Origin of the sequence: Comamonas sp. C11, from assembly GCF_024496285.1 — a bacterium.
GTDB lineage: Bacteria > Pseudomonadota > Gammaproteobacteria > Burkholderiales > Burkholderiaceae_C > Comamonas > Comamonas testosteroni_F.
In genome coordinates this window covers 793,214-810,029 of record NZ_CP101743.1, presented here as the reverse complement: position 1 = coordinate 810,029, position 16,816 = coordinate 793,214, and the positions used below count along the sequence as shown (strand labels likewise).

Sequence of the window (16,816 nt, the reverse complement as noted above, 5' to 3'; positions counted from 1 at the left end):
AATGCCGTCATGGCCCTCATCTATATCGCTATGTCAAAAGCCAAGAACCACCCCATCGTCGCGCGCAGCAGCTCGGTCATGAAGACCGCCATGGGCGTGCTGCTGACCAGCGCCGTGCTGCTGCTGCCCACGGTGCGCGCCGAGGAAACCGCCGGCGACAAGATCGGTGAAAGACAGGGAACCCAGCTCTCCAAGGGCGAGATCAAGGCCCAGCAGCAGTTCAAGATGCTGGACTTCAATCAGGATGGCAAGCTCAGCCGCAAGGAAGTGGCCATCATCCCCAAGCTGGCCGCCGCCTTTGACGAGACCGACACCAACAAGGACGGCTTCGTCACCTATGAGGAAGTGCGCGCCTTTGCCGTCAAATACCGGGCAGCGCGTGAAAAGGCCAAGGCCGCCGAAGCCGTGGCAGTTGCACCAGCCAAGGACGACGCTCACAAATCAGAAGCTGAGAGCGCTGACCCCGAAAGCAAATAAGATATAAAAATAGCTGAAGCGCTTGATTATCAAGCGCAGTCAGCTCTCAAAATCAAAGCAATCGCCTTACTTGGCGTTGCCGCTGCGCTTGACCCGGGGCTCGGAATAAGTCAGCGGCTCATTGCGTGCCGTCTGCTTGCTCTGCAGCAGATCTTCCGACTTGCTGGTTTCCTGAGCCTGCTCCACCGCCTGGGCGCTGGCGCGCCACATCGACTGGATGAACTCGATCAGCTGCTTGGAGATGGGCTCCTTGGGCGGCTCCTCCACCTCTTCCTTTTGCTTGACCTCCTCGGCCAGCGTCCAGTCGCGGTTCTCGGTATCAGGAGCCGAGGGCTTCTCGGGTTCGCGCACCGTGCGGCCCTCGCCGATCTTGTCAACCGACTCTGGGGCATTCACCGCATTCACGGGACGCACTGGTGCGGCGCCAGAGGCACCTGTGGAATACAAATCCGCACCCTGGGTACGCCAGGGCGTCTGTGTCCGGTCTAGAGGTGGAATTTGCATGGCTTGGCCCTCGGCAGTAAAAAGGTGCAGGCGGAAAAACAGCTATCTCGCCCTGTTATCGGCCACGCTTGAGAAAACTGTAGGATTATTTTCAATCCTGTTTTGATAGCTATTAGTCTATATATATCAAGCACCGCTGCGCAATTTGATACAAAAAAGGGCCTCGCGTTCATACGAGACCCTCGAAATCGTTGTGCTGCGCGGCTTACAGAAAACGCTCCAGCAGCTTGCGCGAATGCCGGTCCAGCTTGCCGCTGTCGGGAATCCGGTATTGCACGCCATCCTGGCCCGTGATCTGCAGCCTGGTACGCCCGGCCAGCTTGCGGATGTCTTCCTCGGCCTTGAGCACCATCTGCGTAGCACCGCGATCCGTCTGCAGATCCCAGGTGCTGGGAGTGGAAAAGCTGGAGACCTTGAGGATGCGCTCTATGGTCGGCACGAACTCCCGCACTGCCAGGTCCTGCTCGATCAGCTGACGATGCTCGGGCTGCAGGTCGGCCATGCGGGCCACCCACAACGCTTCCTTGCCATCGGCGGCGATCAGCGACAGCCCTTCGGCAGGCGCCGCGATGGGAAATGCACGCACGGGAACCACCGCTTCGTAGACCAGGCCGTTGCCCAGTGTCAGCACCAGACGGCCATGGGCGTTGCGCACCAGCTGCATGCCGTTCAGATTGGATTGGGGAGCTTCGATCATTGGGGTTCCTTGGTCTGCAACTTCAGGCCGGCCGCTTGCGCATCCTCTTCGGCACGGCGCGCCTGCGCGTCGTACAGACGGAAGTAATGGCCCTTGAGGTCCATCAGCTCGTCGTGCGGGCCCACTTCGACGATCTCGCCACGATCCATGACCACCAGACGGTCGGCCTTGCGCAAGGTGGACAGACGGTGGGCAATGGCGATCGTGGTGCGCCCCTGGACCAGATTGTCCAGCGCCTTCTGGATCTCCTTTTCGGTCTCGGTATCCACGGCCGAGGTGGCTTCGTCGAGGATCAGGATGCGCGGATCGATCAGCAGCGCACGCGCGATGGAGATGCGCTGGCGCTCGCCACCCGACAGTCCCTGGCCGCGCTCGCCGACCAGGGAGTCATAGCCGTGGGGCAGGCGCAGGATGAACTCGTGGGCATGGGCGGCACGCGCTGCAGCCACGATTTCCTCGCGCGTGGCGTCGGGCTTGCCATAGGCAATGTTCTCGGCGATCGTGCCGAAGAACAAAAAGGGCTCCTGCAGCACCAGGCCGATATTGCTGCGGTAGTCGGACACGGACATGCGGCGCACGTCCACGCCATCGAGCTGGATGGAGCCCTCGGAGACGTCGTAGAAGCGGCAGATCAGATTCACCAGGGTGCTCTTGCCCGAGCCGCTGTGACCGACCAGGCCGATCATCTCGCCGGGCTTGATCTCCAGGTTCAGATGCTTGATGACGGCACGGCTGCCGTAGCGAAAGCCCACATCCTCCATGGTGATGGCGCCCTTGGCCTTGCCGGGCAGCTTCACGGGGTTGCTGGGCTCGGGCACATTGCTGACATGGTCGAGGATATCGAAGATGCGCTTGGCACCGGCCGCCGCCTTCTGCGTGACCGAGACAATGCGGCTCATCGAATCCAGGCGGGTATAGAAGCGGCCGATATAGGCGATGAAGGCGGTCAGCACACCGACCGTGATGGAGCCGCCGGCCACCAGATAGATGCCGAAGCCCCAGACCACCAGAATGCCGACCTCGGTCAGCAACGTCACCGTGGGGGTAAACAGCGACCAGGTCTTGTTGACCTTGTCGTTGGCCTGCAGATTGATCAGGTTGGCGTCGGCAAAGCGGTCGGCTTCACGCTTTTCCTGGGCGAAGGCCTTGACCACGCGGATACCGGGAATGGTGTCGGCCAGCACATTGGTCACCTCGGACCAGACGCGGTCTATCTTCTCGAAGCCCGTGCGCAGGCGGTCGCGCACGGTATGGATCATCCAGGCAATGAAGGGCAGCGGCACCAGCGTGACCAGCGCCAGCCAGGGATTGATGGAGAACAAGATGGCCGATGTCATCACGATCATCAGCACATCGGTCGCAAAATCAAGTGCGTTGAGCGACAGAAACAGATTGATGCGATCGGTTTCGGCACCGATACGCGCCATCAGATCCCCCGTGCGCTTGCTGCCGTAGTAATCCACCGACAGGTTCAGCAAGTGGTTGTAAGTGGTGGTGCGCAGATTGGAGCCTATGCGCTCGGACACCTTGGCCAGCACGAAAGTACGCCCCCAGCCCAATGCCCAGGCCAGCAGCGCCGACAGCAGCAGCATGCCCAGATAGAAGAAAACCAGATCCCGGTCGATTTTTTCACCGTTCTGGAATGGAATCAGGATCTTGTCCATCAGCGGGATGGTCAGATAAGGCGCCACCAACTGGGCCGCCGTGGTGGCCAGGGTCAGCAAGAAGCCCAGCAGCAGCTGGCCCTGATAGGGTTTGGCAAAACGCCACAGGCGCAGCAGCACCCAGGTGGAGGTCTGGGGCGCCTGCTGGCGTGCGCAGGCCGGGCATTCTTCGGTATCGGGCGGCAGCACCGAGTGGCAGACCGGGCAATGCGCCACATCCTCATCGCTGACCGCGCTATAGACCTCCTGACGGGCGATGCGCTCGCGCTGGCGGTCGAACTGCTGCATCAGCTGCAGCATGGAGGTCTGGTGCTTCAGCGTGATCAGCCACTGCGCAAGACGCGCGCTCCTGTCATGCAGTTCCAGGTTGCCCACACCGCCATGATCCTGCAGGCGCAGGCTTTGATCTACCGCCAGAGCCCATTCACGCCACTGCCGGGTCTCGGGATCGCAGGCCAGCAAACGCTCCTGGGTCAGGGCCAGCAGGCCGCTGCCGAACTGCAAATCCGCACTCAGGTCAACCGGGACGACGGCTAATACGTTTTCATGTTCAGCGAGCCTGGCTCGCAGCTCGCCCCCCAGGGGGCCGGCAAAGACTGCCGAGGCGTCCACAGTATGGTGATGTTGCATGTTGAGTTATTTTTCTCCGCCGATGGCGGCTCCAAGAGTCATGCGGGCAACCGCATCGGCATGGTGAATATGGCTGCGCCTGACGTCCGATATACCCTGGTTAACGCGCGAACCTGCATTTAGGCTGACAAGCTTCACAATGCAGATTCTGGGCGCACAATGCCAACCTATCAGGGGCAGGAGTTTAAGAAAACCTGCTCTCCTCATTCCTATCCGCTGATCAACATGGCGAAATTCAACGACATCCAACTCTTGCGCACAACTTTCCTGCGTGGCCCCAGTGTCTGGACCTACCGCCCGGTACTGGAGGTCTGGCTGGATCTGGGAGAGCTGGAAGACTATCCGTCCAACAAGATTCCCGGCCTCAACGAGCGCCTGACCAGCTGGCTGCCCGACCTGATCGAGCACACCTGCGGCGTCGGCGAGCGCGGTGGCTTCATCCAGCGCCTGGAAGGCGGCACCTGGATGGGCCATGTGCTGGAACATGTGATCATCGAGCTGCTGAACCTGGCCGGCATGCCCGCCGAGTTCGGTCAGACCCGAGAAATATCCAGGCGCGGCGTGTACCGCATGGTGTTCCGCTGCCCCGAAGAGGCCGTGGCCCGCGTGGCGCTGGAATACGGGCACAAGCTGCTGATGGCGGCCATCAATGACGAGGCGTTCGACCTCAAGCCCGCCGTGCATGCCATCAAGACGGCCATCAACGACCGCTACCTGGGCCCCTCGACCGGTTGCATCGTCGATGCCGCCAGCGAGCGCCGCATCCCCCATATCCGCCTGAACGACGGCAATCTGGTGCAGCTGGGCTATGGCGCGGCGCAGCGCCGCATCTGGACGGCAGAGTCCGACCAGACCAGCGCCATCGCCGAAGGCATTGCCCAGGACAAGGACTTCACCAAGCGCCTGCTGGCCGCCTGCGGCGTTCCCGTGCCCGAAGGCCAGATCGTGGCCAGCCCCGAGGAAGCCTGGGAAGTGGCGCAGGACATCGGCTTTCCCGTCACCGTCAAGCCCTCGGACGGCAACCATGCCCGTGGCGTGACCCTGGAGCTGTCCAAGGAAGCGGACATCAAGGCCGCGTTTGCACTGGCCCAGCCCGAAGGCTCGGACGTGATCGTCGAAAAATTCATCGACGGCGTCGAGCACCGCCTGCTGGTCGTGGGCGGCAAGGTGGTGGCAGCGACCAAGGGCGAGACGGTTTCCGTCTACGGCAACGGCAATGCCACGCTGCGCGAGCTGGTGGAAGTGCTGAACCAGGACCCGCGCCGCGGTCCCGAGCAGGAATACCCGCTGGACTGGATCAATCTGGAAGCCGGCGCCGTCAAGCTGGAACTCAATCGCCAGCATGTGACGCCCGACAGCGTGATTCCCCAGGGTCAGGGCGTGCTGCTGCAGCGCAATGGCAATATGGCCATCGACTGCCTGGACGACGTGCACCCCGACGTGGCTTACTACGCCGTGCTGGCCGCCAAGATCGTCGGCCTGGACATTGCCGGCATGGACATGATCCTCAAGGATGTCTCCAAGCCCATGCAGGGCCAGGGAGCGATTCTGGAAGTCAACGCCGGCCCCGGCCTGTTGATGCACCTCAAGCCCACCAGCGGCGCACCGCGCCCCGTGGGCATGGCCATTGCCGACCATCTCTTCCCCCGCGAAGACGGTGCCGGCGCCGGTCGCATCCCCGTGGTCGGCATTGTGGGCACACGCAACAACGCCTTCATCTCGCGCCTGGTCGGCTGGCTGCTGCAGCTGTCGGGCAAGCTGACCGGCGTGGCCAGCGGCGAAGGCATGTTCCTCGCCAATCGCCAGACACAAAAGACCAATACCGCCAACTGGGCCGGTGCCCATCGCCTGCTGACCAACCGTCTGGCCGAAGCCGCCGTCATCCAGACCACGGCCCGTTCCATTCTGGAAGAAGGCCTGGCCTATGACCGCTGCCTGGTCGGCGTGGTCACCGACATGGACGGCTACGAGCAACTGGCCGATCACGATGTGCTGGAGCCCGGCCAGATGCGCCGCGTGATGCGCACCCAGATCGACGTGGTGCTGGACGACGGTGCAGGCGTGCTCAACGCCGACCTGCCCGAGGTGGCCGATCTGGCCGAGCTCTGCGACGGCGAAGTCATTCTGTACGCCACCAGCGCCGACAACGAATTTGTCGCCGCCCACCGCGCCAACACCGAAGCCCGTCACGAAGGCGGCCGCGCCGTCTTCATCAAGGGCAACAGCGTGGTGCTGGCCACCGGCACCCAGGAACGCGTGCTGGGCACGCTCGATGCCCTGTCCCTGGCCGGCGGCAAGCGCCCCGACACCTCGGCACTGCTGGCTGCGATTGCCACCGCCTGGGCCCTGGACATCACGCCCGAGCTGATCGGCGCCGGCATCAAGACCTTTGAATACCAGGCCTGATTGCCTCATAAACGCTTCAACAGATATAGCTGCTGACGCTTATCAGATAAGCGTCAAACCAAGAAATAGCTTGAAATCCAGCTGAAAGAAACACTATGCAGATCACTCGCACCCGAGCCTTGCGCGGCCCCAACCTCTGGACCCGCAGCACCGCCATCGAAGCCATCGTGCACTGCGAAGACAGCGAGCTGCTGTACACCGCCATGCCCGGCTTTGAAGAAAAGCTGCGTGCGCGTTTCCCCACCATCGGCACGCTGCAGCCGCACGGCGCAGACCAGCGCCTGTCGCTGGCCCATGTGCTGGAAGTCGCCGCCCTTTCGCTGCAGGCCCAGGCAGGCTGCCCAGTCACCTTCAGCCGCACCCATGAGACCGTGGATCACGGCACTTTCCAGGTGGTGGTCGAGTACACCGAGGAATCCGTGGGCAAGCTGGCCATGGAGCGTGCCGAAGCCCTGATTCAGGCCGCACTGAAGGACACCGCCTTCGATGCCGACGCAACGATTGCCGAGCTGCGCGAGCTGGACGAGGACGACCGCATCGGCCCCTCGACCGGCGCCATCGTCGATGCCGCCGTAGCGCGCGGCATTCCCTTCCGTCGCCTGACCACCGGCTCGCTGGTACAGCTGGGCTGGGGCTCGCGCGCGCGCCGTTTTCAGGCCGCCGAGCTGGACTCCACCAGCGCCGTGGCCGAATCCATTGCGCAGGACAAGGACCTGACCAAGCGCCTGCTGCATGCAGCCGGTGTGCCCGTGCCCATGGGCCGCCCCGTCACCGACGTGGAAGACGCCTGGGCCGTGGCCCAGGAAGTGGGACTTCCCGTGGTGGTCAAACCCCAGGACGGCAACCAGGGCAAGGGCGTGGTGGTGAACATCACCACCCGCGAAGGGCTGGAGGCCGCCTTCAAGACTGCCAGAGAGTTCGGCGATGAAATCATGGTCGAGCGCTTTCTGCCCGGTCACGACTTCCGCCTGTTGGTCGTTGGCGGCCAGCTGGTGGCAGCCGCTCGCCGCGAGCCCCCCCAGGTCCTGGGCGACGGCCAGCACACCATCCGCGAGCTGGTGGACATCGTCAACCAGGACCCCCGCCGCGGCTCGGGCCACGGCACGGCGCTGACCAAGGTGCGTCTGGACGATATCGCCATCGCGCGCATCGCCAGCGAAGGCCTGACGCCTGACAGCGTGCCCGCCCAGGGCCAGCGCGTGGTGCTGCGCAACAACGCCAATCTGTCCACCGGCGGCAGCGCCACCGACGTGACCGATGACGTGCACCCCGAAATCGCCGCCCGCGCCATCGAGGCCGCACAGACCATAGGCCTGCATATCTGCGGTGTGGACGTGGTCTGCGAAACCATGCTCAAGCCCCTGGAAGAGCAAAGTGGCGGCATTGTGGAAGTCAACGCCGCTCCAGGCCTGCGCATGCACCTGGCGCCCTCCTTCGGCCGTCCCCGCAATGTGGGCGTGCCCATGGTGGACGAGCTGTTCGCGCCCGGTGATGACGGCCGCATCCCCCTGGTCGCCGTCACCGGAACCAACGGCAAGACCACGACCACGCGCGTGATCGCCCATCTGTTCACCTCGCATGGCTGGCGCACTGCCATGACCAACACCGATGGCGTGTACGTCAACGGCCGCCAGATCGACAGCGGCGACTGCTCCGGCCCCAAGAGTGCGCGCAACGCCCTCGCCCACCCCGAGACCGATGCAGCCGTGCTGGAATGCGCACGCGGCGGCATCTTGCGCGAAGGCCTGGGCTTTGACCGCTGCCAGGTCGCCGTGGTCACCAATGTGGGCGAAGGCGACCATCTGGGTCTGAACTTCATCACCACCAAGGAAGATGTCGGCGTGCTCAAGCGCGTCATCGTGCAGAACGTGGCTCCCACGGGCTATGCCGTGCTCAACGCCGCCGATCCGCTGGTCGCGGCCATGGCCCATGTCTGCCCCGGCAAGGTCATCTTCTTTGCCGCAGACCGCCACCACCCCGTCATGGCCACGCACCGTGCCCAGGGCAGCCGCGTGGTCTATGTCGATGGCGACGCCATCGTGGCTGCAGAAGGTTCCTGGCGCGAGAGCATCGCGCTGCGCGACATTCCGCTGACCCGCAACGGCACCATCACCTTCCAGGTGGAAAACGTCATGGCCTCCATCGGCGCCGCCTGGGCGGCCGGCCTGCCCTGGCAGACCATCCGCCGCGGTCTGGCCGGCTTCCTCAACGACAGCGACAACGCCCCTGCCCGCTTCAACGTGATGGATTACAAGGGCGCCACCATCATTGCCGACTACGGCCACAACCCGGACGCCATTCGCGCGCTGTCCCAGGCCGTGGAAGCCATGCCTGCCAAGCGCCGCAGCGTGGTGATCTCGGGCGCCGGCGATCGCCGCGACCAGGACATCACCGAACAGACCCAGATTCTGGGCAAGGTGTTCGATGATGTGGTGCTTTATCAGGACGCCTGCCAACGTGGCCGCGTGGATGGCGAAGTGCTGGCCCTGCTGAAAAAGGGCCTGGAAGGCGCGCCGCGCACCAGCTACAGCACAGAGATCCATGGCGAGTTCCTCGCCATCGACCATGCCCTGGCCCGCCTGCAGCCAGGCGACCTGTGCCTGGTGCTGGTGGATCAGGTGGAAGAAGCTCTGGAGCATCTGCGCAAGCATGTGAATGGACAGTGACCCCCTGAGGCGCTGACGCGCCTTCCCCCTGAGGGGGACGAGGGCCTCGCCGCGAGGCGGCGCGGCCGGCCAGGCTCTTGCCTGCCATCTCTCGCTTGAGCAAGTGCCCATGTTCCAGCCCAGGAGCCGTGCATGAACCCTCGGCACCTCCATACCGACCCGGCCTTGCGCCGGGTTTTGTCATTGAAGTCACAGCACTTTGCACCTGCAGCAGGGCTTGGGCGGCGGTTTTCACGCATGGTCTGAGGCGGCAGACGACGTATGATGCGCACGCATATCAGCAGCGCCCACCCCATGACCTTGCAACAGCTTCGCCGCATAGCCACCTGCCTGCTGGGCCGGTGCGTGCTGGCATGGATGGCACTGTCCATGGGAGTGGCGGCGGCCGCTCCACTGATCCAATCTCAGGGGCTTGAGCTGATCTGCACCAGCACCGGCGCGGTCAAGCTGATCGTCAAGGGCGAAGACGGCGGCAGTGCCCTGGGTGCGGGCCACCTCGATTGCCCCATGTGCCTGCCCCATGCAGCACCGCCTCCGCCCGCGCTGCAGCTGCCGCCCCCTACCCAGTCGCCGCTGTGGCATGCACTGCAGCCTGTGCAGCGCGCACGCATCGCCTCCCTTACCGCCGCGCCCCTGCCTGCGCGCGGACCGCCCGGCGCTTATCTCTGAACGTTTCCCGGCTCCGGCGCAGCACTGACATGCGCTGGCCGCCATTCGTTTTGCAGGACATCGCGGCTTGCCGCATGTCCCGAGGTAAGCATCCATGAACAAGATTTTTCTGCCACTCGTGGTCGGTGGCATCGCCTGGCCGTGCCTGGCCCAGACTGCCACCGAATCCAGCGATCTGCCCGAGCGCAGCCGGACCCTGGGCGTGGTCACCGTCAACGGCGGCCAGCCCAGCTCGCTGCCCACGCAGATTCCGACCACCATCGAAGGCATCACGCGCGAGGAGATAGAGACCCGCATCAATGCCACCGACAGCGAAGATGCCCTGAAATATCTGCCCAGCCTGCTGGTGCGCAAGCGCTATATCGGCGACTACAACCACGCCATCCTCTCCACGCGGGCTTCGGGCACGGGCAATAGCGCGCGCTCGGCCGTCTATGCCGACGGCATTCTGCTGTCCAACTATCTGGGCAACGGCATTGCCAACGGCAGCAACTACGCACCGCGCTGGGGCCTGGTGACGCCCGAGGAGATCGAACGCGTCGACGTCATGTACGGCCCGTTCTCGGCCGCCTACCCCGGCAATTCCGCCGGCGCCGTGGTGGACTATGTGACGCGCATGCCCGACAAGCTCGAAGCCCATGTGGCGGCGGGCTATGCCCACCAGAGCGCCGGCGTGCTGGGCAGCAGCGGCCATTACCGCAGCTGGAATACCAGCGCTTCCATAGGCAGCAGAAGCGGCGACTGGTCGTACTGGATCAATCTGAGCCGCAGCGACAGCCAGGGCCAGCCCATGACCTTCCCCACCGTGCTGCAGTCCGCCGGCGTGGCGGGCGGTGCCGGCACGCGCGTGACTGGCGCAATCGCCGGGCTCAGCACCACCAACCAGCCCTGGTACATCCTGGGTGCGGGCACGCAGTACCGTACCAGGCAGGATCACGCCAAGATCAAGCTGGCCTATGACATCACGCCCACGCTGCGCGCCAGCTACACGCTGGGCTGGTGGCAGAACAGCGCCCGAGGCAGCTCCGAGACCTATCTGCGCGGGCCGGACGGCCAGCCGGTTTACAGCGGCAATATCAATATCGACGGCAAGACCTACAAGCTGGCAGACACCGCATTCGGACTGAGCCAGGACCAGCAGACCCACACCATGCATGGCGTCTCGCTCAAAAGCCATACCCAGGGCGAGCTCGACTGGGAGCTCAGCGCCAGTCTCTATGACTACGGCAAGGATCAGCAGCGCGTGCCCATCGTGGCCCAGCCGGCTGCCAATCTGGGCGGCAAGGGCACGCTGCAGGATCAGGACGGCACGGGCTGGAACACGCTGGCCGCCAAGGGCACATGGCGGCCGCAGGGAATGAAAGGCACACATATCGTGGACTTCGGCCTGGGCCGCGATGCCTACAAGCTCAACATCGGCAAATACAACGTGCTCGGCGACTGGCAGTCCGGCCCGGCCAACGAGCAGTCCATCGTCAGCCAGGTCGGCGGCAGGGCCGAGACCCGCTATGCCTGGGCACAGGACAGCTGGCAGCTGGCCAGAGACTGGAAGGCCGTGCTGGGCCTGCGCTGGGAGGACTGGACGGCCAGCCAGGGCCACACCGCCACGGCCAGCAGCCAGCTGAGTTACGCCCAGCGCAGCGAATCGCATTTCTCGCCCAAGGCCGCGCTGGCCTATCAGCTGGCCCGCAGCACCATGCTCAAGGCATCGCTGGGCCGTGCCGTGCGCTTTCCCACGGTGGGCGAGCTGTATGGCGCGACCTCTGGCGGCGCGCTGTCCTTCATCAACGACCCGAATCTGAAACCCGAAAAGTCCTGGACGGGCGAGCTGACGGCCGAGCAAGACCTGGGCAATGGTTTGCTGCGCGCCACCTGGTTCCACGAGCGCACGCGTGATGCGCTTTACAGCCAGCTGATTGCCGGCACAACCATCTCTGCGGTGCAGAACGTGGATCAGGTCAGGACCTCGGGGCTGGAGCTGGCTTACTCGGCGCAATCGGTGTGGATTCGGGGGCTGGACCTGGGCGGCAGCCTGACCTGGGCCAATTCGCGCATCACGGCCAATGCCGCCAATCCGGCCAGCGTGGGTAAATGGCAGCCGCGCGTGCCGCGCTGGCGTGCCACGGCCTGGGCCACCTACAAGCCCGATGAACGCTGGGCCCTGACGGTGGCCGCGCGCTACAGCGGGCGCCAGTACTCGAATCTGGACAACAGCGATGTGCATGCCGACACCTATATGGGTGCCAGCCAGTATTTCAGCGTCGATCTGCGGGCCCGCTATCAGATCGACAGACAGCTATCGGCAGCCTTTGGCATAGACAACGCCAACAATGCCAGGTACTGGAACTTCCATCCCTATCCGCAGAGAACCTTTAGCGCTTCCCTGCGCTGGGATCTTTAAGCGGCCACAAGCCTGTGGGTCTTGCGCATCCTGAATGTGCCCAGGCAGGCCAGCAGCGCCAGGGCCAGGCCCAGCACGCAGGCACCTTGCCAGCCGTCGATGCGCCAGGCGAGAGTCCCCAGTGCCGAGCCCGCCGCCGCGCCCGTGAAATATCCCGTCATATAGACGGCATTCATGCGGCCGCGCGCCGCGGGCAGCAACTGGGCCACCGTGGCCTGGTTGGTGATGTTCAGGCATTGCAGGCCCAGATCGATCACCACCATGCCCAGCACGAACCAGCCCAGATGTGCTCCGCCCACCCACAGCAGGGGCCAGGATAGCAGCAGGGCCAGCGCCCCGATGGCGCAGCTCACGCGCCCAAGACCCTTGTCCACCAGCCGCCCCGCCTGCGTGGCCACCAGGGCACCCGCCGCGCCGGCCAGACCGATCAAACCGATCTGCCCATCATCCAGGCCCAGGGGACCGCTGGACAACTGCAGCGCCATGGTCGAGAACAGCACGCTGACCGAGGCAAACGCCAGCGCGCTGACCAGGGTACGCTGGCGCAGACCCGGCTGGCTGCGCAGCAGATGCCACATGCTTCTCAGCACCTGTGGATAACTGACAGGGCTGGGGTTGCGCGATGCCGGCAGCGCCTTCCACAGCCACAGCGCCACCACGGCCATCACCAGCGCAGCGCCCTGGTAGACGGCCTGCCAGCCCCAGGCCTCAGAGACCATGCCGGCCACGCTGCGAGCCAGCAAGATACCCAGCAGCAGACCGCTCATCACCCAGCCCACGGCCCGCCCGCTTTGCCCCGGCTGGGCCAGTGCCGCCGCCATGGGCACCAGCACCTGGGCCGCAACCGAGAACAGGCCCGCCATCAGCGTGCCCAGCAGAAACAGATCGAACTGGCCCGCCAGGCCGCACAGCGCCTGCCCCAGGGCCGCCAGCAGCATCAGGCTCACCGCCAGGCCGCGGCGCTGCAGCTTGTCGCCCAGAGGGGCCAGCAGCAGCAGGCCTGCCGCATAGGCCACCTGGGCCAGTGTCACGCTGGTCGCGGCCGCCGACTCGCCGACCAAGAAGTGAGCCGCAATCGAGTGCAGCAGCGGCTGGTTGAAATAATTGCCGCCTGCACACAGGCCGCAGGCCAGTGCCATCAACAAAAGGGAGGAAGCGCTCAGACCGGGCGCGGAAACGTTCACCGACATAGATAAAGCCACATCCGGCGGATGCGGCGCTTGCATGGAGCCACCGCCCGAGGGGCCGTCGCTGATCAAAGAGGGAGTTCGGAAGTCCGACATGCGCTGTGTCATGCCTGTGGCAGCGTCTCAGCTGCCGGCGCCCGCCAGCAGGTCGGGGCAAACCGTGATGCAATACAGAAAGCTCTGCAGCAGCCGGTATTGTCTTCAGGCCGGCTTCCGGTCTCACGTCCGAGGCACAATGCCCTGCCAGAATCCAAGGGTTAACCCTAGACAACCTATGCGTACCACCATGAAATTGCTCTCCGCCGTTCTGGCCCTTGGGGCCGCCACCGTAGGAACCATGGCCTTTGTCGGCATGAGCCATGCCGAACAGATCGGCGCCGTGGATACCGTCTTCAAGTGGATTGGCCCGGATCACAAGATCGTGGTCGATGCCTATGACGACCCCAAGGTGCCGGGCGTGACCTGCTATGTCTCGCGCGCCAAGACCGGCGGCATCAAGGGCGGCCTTGGTCTGGCCGAGGATCGCTCGGAGGCGTCTATCGACTGCCAGGCCACGGGCAGTATCCAGTTCCCCGCGCCGCTCAGGCAGCAGGAAGAAGTGTTTACCGAGCGCACCTCGCTGCTGTTCAAGCGCCTGCGTGTGGTGCGCATGGTCGATGCCAAGCGCAATGCCCTGATCTATATGACCTACTCGGACCGGGTGATCGAGGGCTCGCCTCAGAACAGCGTCACCGCCGTGGCCGTGCCCCAGGGCACGGCTATCCCGTTGAAATAGAAATCAGAGCAGGCTGCGCTTGTGCAGCCTGCGTTTGAGGCAGTTTTGACTCAAGGCCAGGCCCCGCGACCTACTGACTGAAAATCAGGCCGCCAGCGTCCAGCGCCGGCGGGCGCAGCAAATCCTCATTCACGCCCATGGCCTGGCTGGCGCGCTCCACGGCCTGCCAGAGCCCGGCGGGCATCTGCAAGATGGCTTCGGGGGACTGCGCATCGTCGATCCAGTGGCTGATCTGCAGATGCTGTTCATGAGTGAGCAGGTCCAGGTGCAGCATTTCATCGATGGTTTTCATGGTGTTCCTCCCTGCTTGTGAAAGCCGGCGCTGTACAACCCACGCCCGACTTGTCTATCCAATATAGGGGCAAAAACCGCCGCCGCAAGCAAAATCATTGTCAAGAAAACCATAGCTGCCTGCGACTGTCATTCAAGCGCTACAGCGTGCTTGGCGCTTGAGCCGCGGACGGATCGGGCGGCGGCTGCCCGCCGGCCTTGCAGGCGTCGACAAAGGCCTGCAGCGCGGGCGAGCGGCGCTTGCCGGCGCGCTGCACCAGAGAGAAGTTGCGCCACATTCGCGGCAGCGTGGTGGGCAGAATTTCGAGCGCCCGAGCCTGCAGCTGTGACTGCACCAGCACGCGCGACAGACAGCTGATGCCCAGCCCCTGCTCGACACAGCGTGCAATCGCCTCGGAACTGCCCAGAGTGGCGCTTGCAGGCAGCTGGTGCAGATGCGGCAGCAGCGCATGCTCGACCATCTCGCGCGTGCCCGAGCCCGCCTCGCGCAGCAGCCATGCCGCCTTGCGCAGCGCTGCCACGCCCAGCGGCTTGCTGCGCGCCTGCTCGGCCAGCGGGTCCTGCGGCGATGCCACGATGACCAGTTCATCGCGCAGCCAGGGCTCGACCTCCAGCCCCTGCCAGTGGCTGCTGCCCTCGATCAGGCCCATGTCGACCTCCATGGCCAGCACGGCTTCGCCCACTTCCTGGGTGTTGGCGATCTGCAGGTCCACGCGCACCAGCGGATGCGAGCGTGCCAGCCGCGCCAGCACTTCGGGCAGCGCATAGGTGCCGATGGTGGTGCTGGCAGCCACACGCAGGCGCACCGGCATATTGGCCGCACGCGCGGAAAACGTCTGTTCTATGCCTCTTGCCTGCTCCAGCACGCTCAGGGCCTGGGGCAGCAGCGCGCGGCCGGCATCGTTGAGCACCAGGCGCTTGCCCACGCGCTCGAACAGTTGCACGCCCAGGCCTTGTTCCAGCTGCTGCAGCGCGGCACTGGTGGCCGACTGCGAGAGCGCTACGGCCTCTGCGGCAGCCACCGTGGTCCCGCTTTGAGCCACGGCGCAGAAGATCTCGAACTGACGCAAGGTGAGATGCAGCATGACGATGATTCGTATATTCGTATCGACAACAGCAGGCTAGCCAGTAGCCCCTGCCCCCAGCCGAAAACGGGCAACCAGCCCCTCCAGCATCGGCTCATCCAATCAATGATTGAGTCGATTTGCAGGAGCCAGAAAGCCCAATCTACCTGTTTTATAGGTTGATCTTACAAATACTATTAGTTATACAAATATAACCAAGAAATCTAAAGTGACCTCCATGCCGGCAATCAGACCTGTTGTCTTGCCTGCTGCGAAAGGTCACGATGAACACTACAACACTGAAAAACTCCGCACCCTCGCAAGGCTGGATGCACAAGACCGGCGGGATGATTCCGGGCCTGCTGCTGGCGGGCGCCATCGCTGCCGTGGCCACCTGGGCCGCGCAGTTTCCGGCCATCAGGAACAACGGACTGAGCGCGCTGACGCTGGCCATCATCATCGGCCTGCTGGTCGGCAACACCGTCTATCCCGCCATCGCCAGCCAGTGCGCCAGCGGCATCGCCTTCACCAAGGCCCGCCTGCTGCGCACCGGCATCGTGCTCTACGGTCTGCGCCTGACCTTCCAGGACATCGGCCAGGTCGGCATGGCCGGCGTGGTGATCGATGCACTGGTGCTGTCCAGCACCTTTTTGCTGGCGCAGTGGATAGGCCAGAAACTGCTGGGCATGGACAAGCGCACCACCATGCTGGTGGGAGCCGGCGCTTCCATCTGCGGCGCGGCCGCCGTGCTGGCCACCGAGCCCGTGGTCAAGGGGCGCGCCGAGGACGTGGCCGTGGCCGTGGCAACCGTGGTGGTGTTCGGCACCATAGGCACTTTTCTCTACCCGGCGCTGTTCCACTGGAATGCCGAGTACGGCTGGATAGACACCAGCATGCAGCAGTACGGCGTTTTCGTCGGCTCCACCGTGCATGAGGTGGCCCAGGTCGTGGCCGCCGGCGAGGCCATAGGCAGCCAGGCCGCCGATACGGCCGTGATCGCCAAGATGGTGCGCGTGATGATGCTGGCGCCCTTCCTGCTGGTGCTGTCCATGTGGCTGACACGCAGCGAACGGGCCCTGGGCGTGAACGACGGCCAGCCCGGCAACCGGATCACCATTCCCTGGTTTGCCGTGGGCTTCGTGGCCATGGCCGGCGTCAACTCCCTGGGCGTGCTGCCCAAGGAAGTGGTCAGCGTTGGCATTCAACTCGACAACGCGCTGCTGGCCCTGGCCATGGCCGCTCTGGGCCTGACCACCCATATCCGCGCCGTGCGTGCTGCGGGCACCCGGCCGCTGATTCTGGCCCTGGCGCTGTTTGCCTGGCTGCTGATCGCCGGCCTGGCATTGAACCTCTGGATTCCAACACTGTTTTGATAGCGGCTTGCG

13 protein-coding genes are annotated in these 16,816 nt (G+C 64.4%); 7 read left to right on the top strand and 6 right to left on the bottom strand.

The window, feature by feature from the left end:
- Positions 1–9 precede the first annotated feature (9 nt).
- A complete protein-coding gene (locus tag NOX35_RS03615; protein WP_256495755.1) occupies positions 10–477 on the top strand; it encodes an EF-hand domain-containing protein in 468 nt (155 codons plus the stop codon).
- 66 nt (positions 478–543) lie between these two features.
- Here the strand turns inward: NOX35_RS03615 and NOX35_RS03610 are convergent, their stop codons facing one another.
- The 3 genes from NOX35_RS03610 to NOX35_RS03600 form a co-directional block, all read right to left on the bottom strand.
- Positions 544–981: a hypothetical protein gene (locus NOX35_RS03610; RefSeq protein WP_256495754.1), complete on the bottom strand. Its 438-nt coding sequence runs from the start codon at positions 979–981 to the stop codon at positions 544–546.
- Between the two features lie 205 nt (positions 982–1,186).
- Positions 1,187–1,678, bottom strand: coding sequence for a DUF1854 domain-containing protein (locus tag NOX35_RS03605; RefSeq protein ID WP_182285631.1), 492 nt, complete (start codon positions 1,676–1,678; stop codon positions 1,187–1,189).
- Positions 1,675–3,972, bottom strand: a complete 2,298-nt coding sequence (locus tag NOX35_RS03600) for an ABC transporter ATP-binding protein (protein ID WP_182285630.1) — start codon at positions 3,970–3,972, stop codon at positions 1,675–1,677. The genes NOX35_RS03605 and NOX35_RS03600 overlap by 4 nt, the downstream gene beginning before the upstream one ends.
- Positions 3,973–4,197: 225 nt before the next feature.
- Between NOX35_RS03600 and cphA (NOX35_RS03595) the strand changes: the two genes are divergently transcribed.
- The 4 genes from cphA (NOX35_RS03595) (at position 4,198) to NOX35_RS03580 (ending at position 12,114) form a co-directional block, all read left to right on the top strand.
- Positions 4,198–6,378: a cyanophycin synthetase gene (gene cphA / locus NOX35_RS03595; protein ID WP_182285629.1), complete on the top strand. Its 2,181-nt coding sequence runs from the start codon at positions 4,198–4,200 to the stop codon at positions 6,376–6,378.
- A 95-nt stretch (positions 6,379–6,473) separates the two neighbouring features.
- Positions 6,474–9,044, top strand: a complete 2,571-nt coding sequence (cphA, locus tag NOX35_RS03590) for a cyanophycin synthetase (protein ID WP_182285628.1) — start codon at positions 6,474–6,476, stop codon at positions 9,042–9,044.
- Positions 9,045–9,338: 294 nt separating this feature from the next.
- Entirely contained in the window at positions 9,339–9,713 is a 375-nt protein-coding gene (locus NOX35_RS03585; RefSeq protein ID WP_182287094.1) for a DUF2946 family protein, read from the top strand.
- 94 nt (positions 9,714–9,807) lie between these two features.
- A complete protein-coding gene (locus NOX35_RS03580; protein WP_256495753.1) occupies positions 9,808–12,114 on the top strand; it encodes a TonB-dependent receptor in 2,307 nt (768 codons plus the stop codon).
- Here the strand turns inward: NOX35_RS03580 and NOX35_RS03575 are convergent.
- The gene (locus tag NOX35_RS03575; protein ID WP_256496882.1) at positions 12,111–13,304 is read right to left on the bottom strand and encodes an MFS transporter; all 1,194 of its coding nucleotides are present in this window, start codon (positions 13,302–13,304) and stop codon (positions 12,111–12,113) included. The two genes, NOX35_RS03580 and NOX35_RS03575, sit on opposite strands and share 4 nt — an antisense overlap.
- A 271-nt stretch (positions 13,305–13,575) precedes the next feature.
- Here NOX35_RS03575 and NOX35_RS03570 point away from each other — a divergent pair, with 271 nt between their 5' ends.
- The gene (locus NOX35_RS03570) at positions 13,576–14,076 is read left to right on the top strand and encodes a CreA family protein (RefSeq protein WP_256495752.1); all 501 of its coding nucleotides are present in this window, start codon (positions 13,576–13,578) and stop codon (positions 14,074–14,076) included.
- 70 nt (positions 14,077–14,146) lie between these two features.
- On the opposite strand, the gene NOX35_RS03565 is transcribed toward NOX35_RS03570, so the two are convergent.
- The gene (locus tag NOX35_RS03565; protein ID WP_034357313.1) at positions 14,147–14,368 is read right to left on the bottom strand and encodes a hypothetical protein; all 222 of its coding nucleotides are present in this window, start codon (positions 14,366–14,368) and stop codon (positions 14,147–14,149) included.
- Positions 14,369–14,507: 139 nt separating this feature from the next.
- Positions 14,508–15,452: a LysR family transcriptional regulator gene (locus NOX35_RS03560; RefSeq protein WP_182285624.1), complete on the bottom strand. Its 945-nt coding sequence runs from the start codon at positions 15,450–15,452 to the stop codon at positions 14,508–14,510.
- 263 nt (positions 15,453–15,715) lie between these two features.
- Between NOX35_RS03560 and NOX35_RS03555 the strand changes: the two genes are divergently transcribed.
- The gene (locus tag NOX35_RS03555) at positions 15,716–16,804 is read left to right on the top strand and encodes a YeiH family protein (RefSeq protein WP_182285623.1); all 1,089 of its coding nucleotides are present in this window, start codon (positions 15,716–15,718) and stop codon (positions 16,802–16,804) included.
- Positions 16,805–16,816 lie beyond the last annotated feature (12 nt).